Below are 2,948 nucleotides of genomic sequence, written 5' to 3'. Positions count from 1 at the left end.
CGGCGGCGTTCAGTTCCGCCAACTGGAGCGTGTACCGGTCGACTTCGTCGGCGGCGTCGGCGGCGTTCTGCACCACCTGGTCGTCGGACATCGCAGCGAACCCGTGGTCGGCTTCGTCGGCCTGCTCGGAGGCGACCTGCTCGAACCGCTCCGAGGTGTAGTCGATGACGTGGCGGGCGCCGAGCGAGCGCGCGAAGTCCACATTGCGGGCCGAGCAGGTCGCCGTGACCTCGGCGCCGAAGTAGGCGGCGAGCTGCACCGCGAAGTGCCCGACGCCGCCGGATGCCGCGTGCACCAGCATCCGCTGCCCCTCATGCGCGCGCGCCGTGTCGATCACCGCGCCCCAGGCCGTGAGGGCTGCGAGCGGCACCGCGGCCGCCTCGACGAAACCGAGCGAGGCCGGCATGGGCGCGACGCTGAGCGAGGACACGGCGATGAACTCGGCGTAGCTGCCGCCGAGCCGCGGCACACGGCCCATGCCGTAGACGCGGTCGCCGGGCTGCAGCGGGTGCGCCGCGTACGGCACCGTCTCGACGATCCCCGAGAAGTCGTTGCCGAGCACGGCGGGGTACGAGCCGATGGCCGTGGCGACTCCCCGGCCCGCGCGGGTCTTCACGTCGATGGGGTTCACCCCGGCGGCCACCACGCGCACGACGACCTCGTCGCTCACCCGGGTGGGCCGCGGCACCTCGGCGAGGTGCAACTCGTCGGCCTCTCCGGTGCGATCGATCACGAGCGCCTGCATCGTCTCGGCCATCGCCACTTCCTCCCCGTCGGCATCCCCACGCACCACTATGCTGCACACAGTGCGCCGCGGGGCCGACGGATGCGGCGGGGACGGGGATTTCCGTGAGGCGACTGTTCGGGGTGCTGCGGCTGCTGGCAGCTGCGGCGATCGTCGTGGCGATCGTGGGCCAGTTCGCGCAGAGCTGGTCGATGGTGAGCGATCGGCTCGCCTTCGTCGTGAACTTCTTCAGCTTCTTCACGATCCTCTCGAACGCCCTCTCGGCGATCGTGCTGCTCGTAGGCGCCTGGTACGCCTTCACCCGGCGCATCGACCCTGCGGCCTACAACCTGGTGCGCGCGTGCGTCGTGACCTACATGGCCACGACCTTCGTGGTCTACAACCTGCTGCTGCGCGAGATCTCGCTCGACCAGGCGACGACCGTCCCGTGGTCGAACGAGATCCTGCACGTGTGGGCACCCCTCTACCTCGTGGCCGACTGGGTGCTCGCACCCGGACGCCACCGCGTCGAGTGGCGGCGGCTGTGGACCATCGCGATCTTCCCCATCGCCTGGGCGGTGTACTCGATGATCCGCGGAGCGATCGTCGGCTGGTACCCCTACCCGTTCCTCGACCCAGCCCAGCAGGCGGGCTACGGCGGCGTCGCCGTGTACGTCATCGCGATCGCGGCGTTCATCCTGCTGGTCGGCGCCGGCATCATCGCGCTGAGTCGCACGCCATGGCCGCACGAGCCCGACGAGCACACGCCCGTCGCATCGTCGACGCGCCCCGGCGAGCGCGAGGGCGTCACCTCGGCCTGAGACGAGCGCCCGCTCAGTCGCGCTGCAGCCAGCGGGCCACGCGCTCCCGAAGCAGGCTCGTCTGCTGGGCCTGGCCGTCATCGCGTGCGGGCACGAGCTCGAGCATCGTGTGCAGCCCGCCGGCCCAGCGCTCGGCGATGCCGAACGGATGCACCGGGTCGCGGGGTGCGCCCACCACGAGCGAGCGGATGCCGCGTGCCGTCAGGTCCCCGAGCTCGGCGTCGTCGGCGAACGCGCGATTGCGCGGGATCTCGACGAGGCGCATCGCCCGGCGTGCGGCATCCGGTGCCTGGAACTGGGCGAGGAGCGCCCGGCCGCCGGCGGGCGTGGCCGAGGCGATCTCCTTGTAGATCGCCCGCTCCTGGAACTCGGTGGCGCCGGCCGGTCCGGCATCGGCGAGGATCTGCCCGATGACCGGGAAGGGGCGCAGGTTGTCGGGCAGCGACCGGTCGTCGAACGCAGGCCGCACGAACACCGCACGGCGCACGGGCAGCAGGCCGAGCAGCGCGATGCGCAGGGCGAGGGCCGCGCCCATCGAGATGCCGATGAGCGTGACGGCGTCGTCGCGGTCGCCGTGCCCGGCGTGGGCGTCGACGAGTGACGCCGGCACCTGCTCGCAGACCTCTGCGGCCAGCCGGTCGAGATGGAAGTCGGCCGGCTCGCCCACCGCGAGGAAGCCGCCGTGGGCTCGTACGTCGGGAGCGACGATGAGCTCGTCGGGCCCGGAGACCGCCTGCACGACGGGTTCGAAGATGCCGAGCGGCTGCCGGCGGTCGGACCCGAGCCCGTGCAGGAGGACGGTCGTCACGCCAAGGCACCCGGACGGTAGACGGAACGCGCCGGGTCGTCGGGCCGCAACGCGACGAGCAGCTCTTCGGCGAGGCGCACGAGGATCGCGATCTGGTCGTCGTCGCGATCGACCCAGCAGCAGCGCGGCTCGTCGGCGACGGGCACGAAGTCGTCGTGCTGCTCCCAGACGACGAGGGTGCGCTCGGCGCCGAGCACGTACTGCTGCCACCACACCTGGCGCAGGTACCCCCGCGGCACGCCGCGCCACGGCCGCGATGTCGTCTTGATCTCGCACAGCTCGGGGGTGCCGTCGGAGGTGACCCGCAGGCCGTCGGGCGTGGCGAGATGGCGGCGGTCGGATGCCGCGTGGAACAGCAGCGACGACGGCTCGATGCCGTGCGTGCTGCGCACCCACTCGGCGATCACGGGCTCGCGTTCGCGGCCGTGGTCGGTGAAGCGGCTGCCGCCGAAGCGACCCCGGCTGCCGTGCAGCTTCTCCCATGCGGCGGAGCGTCGACGGCGGCGCGTGCTGGGTCGATTACGATGCGGCGGTTCTGTCCAGGCGCACCCAGCCGGCGTTCGGTGCGGTGCTCGTCGACCGGCACTCGGAAGCG

The 2,948-nt window shown here is 72.1% G+C and carries 3 protein-coding genes and 1 pseudogene; 1 reads left to right on the top strand and 3 read right to left on the bottom strand.

The window, feature by feature from the left end:
- Positions 1 to 757: NADP-dependent oxidoreductase (locus GH736_RS20320; RefSeq protein ID WP_159606557.1), on the bottom strand; the 757-nt coding region annotated here is incomplete at its 3' end.
- A 92-nt stretch (positions 758 to 849) separates the two neighbouring features.
- Between GH736_RS20320 and GH736_RS20315 the strand changes: the two genes are divergently transcribed.
- The gene (locus GH736_RS20315; RefSeq protein ID WP_235934552.1) at positions 850 to 1,545 is read left to right on the top strand and encodes a Pr6Pr family membrane protein; all 696 of its coding nucleotides are present in this window, start codon (positions 850 to 852) and stop codon (positions 1,543 to 1,545) included.
- Between the two features lie 13 nt (positions 1,546 to 1,558).
- Here the strand turns inward: GH736_RS20315 and GH736_RS20310 are convergent, their stop codons facing one another.
- Together GH736_RS20310 and GH736_RS20305 are read right to left on the bottom strand one after the other, a co-directional pair.
- The gene (locus GH736_RS20310) at positions 1,559 to 2,353 is read right to left on the bottom strand and encodes an alpha/beta fold hydrolase (RefSeq protein WP_159606555.1); all 795 of its coding nucleotides are present in this window, start codon (positions 2,351 to 2,353) and stop codon (positions 1,559 to 1,561) included.
- Positions 2,350 to 2,865: pseudogene (locus GH736_RS20305) on the bottom strand (YqaJ viral recombinase family protein); the annotation flags it as partial. The pseudogene GH736_RS20305 and the gene GH736_RS20310, both read right to left, overlap by 4 nt.
- Positions 2,866 to 2,948 lie beyond the last annotated feature (83 nt).

Origin of the sequence: Agromyces humi (genome assembly GCF_009720255.1) — a bacterium.
In the GTDB taxonomy this organism is placed as follows: domain Bacteria; phylum Actinomycetota; class Actinomycetes; order Actinomycetales; family Microbacteriaceae; genus Agromyces; species Agromyces humi.
The sequence above is the reverse complement of the archived record's forward strand: the minus strand, read 5'-3'. Positions and strand labels throughout refer to the sequence as shown.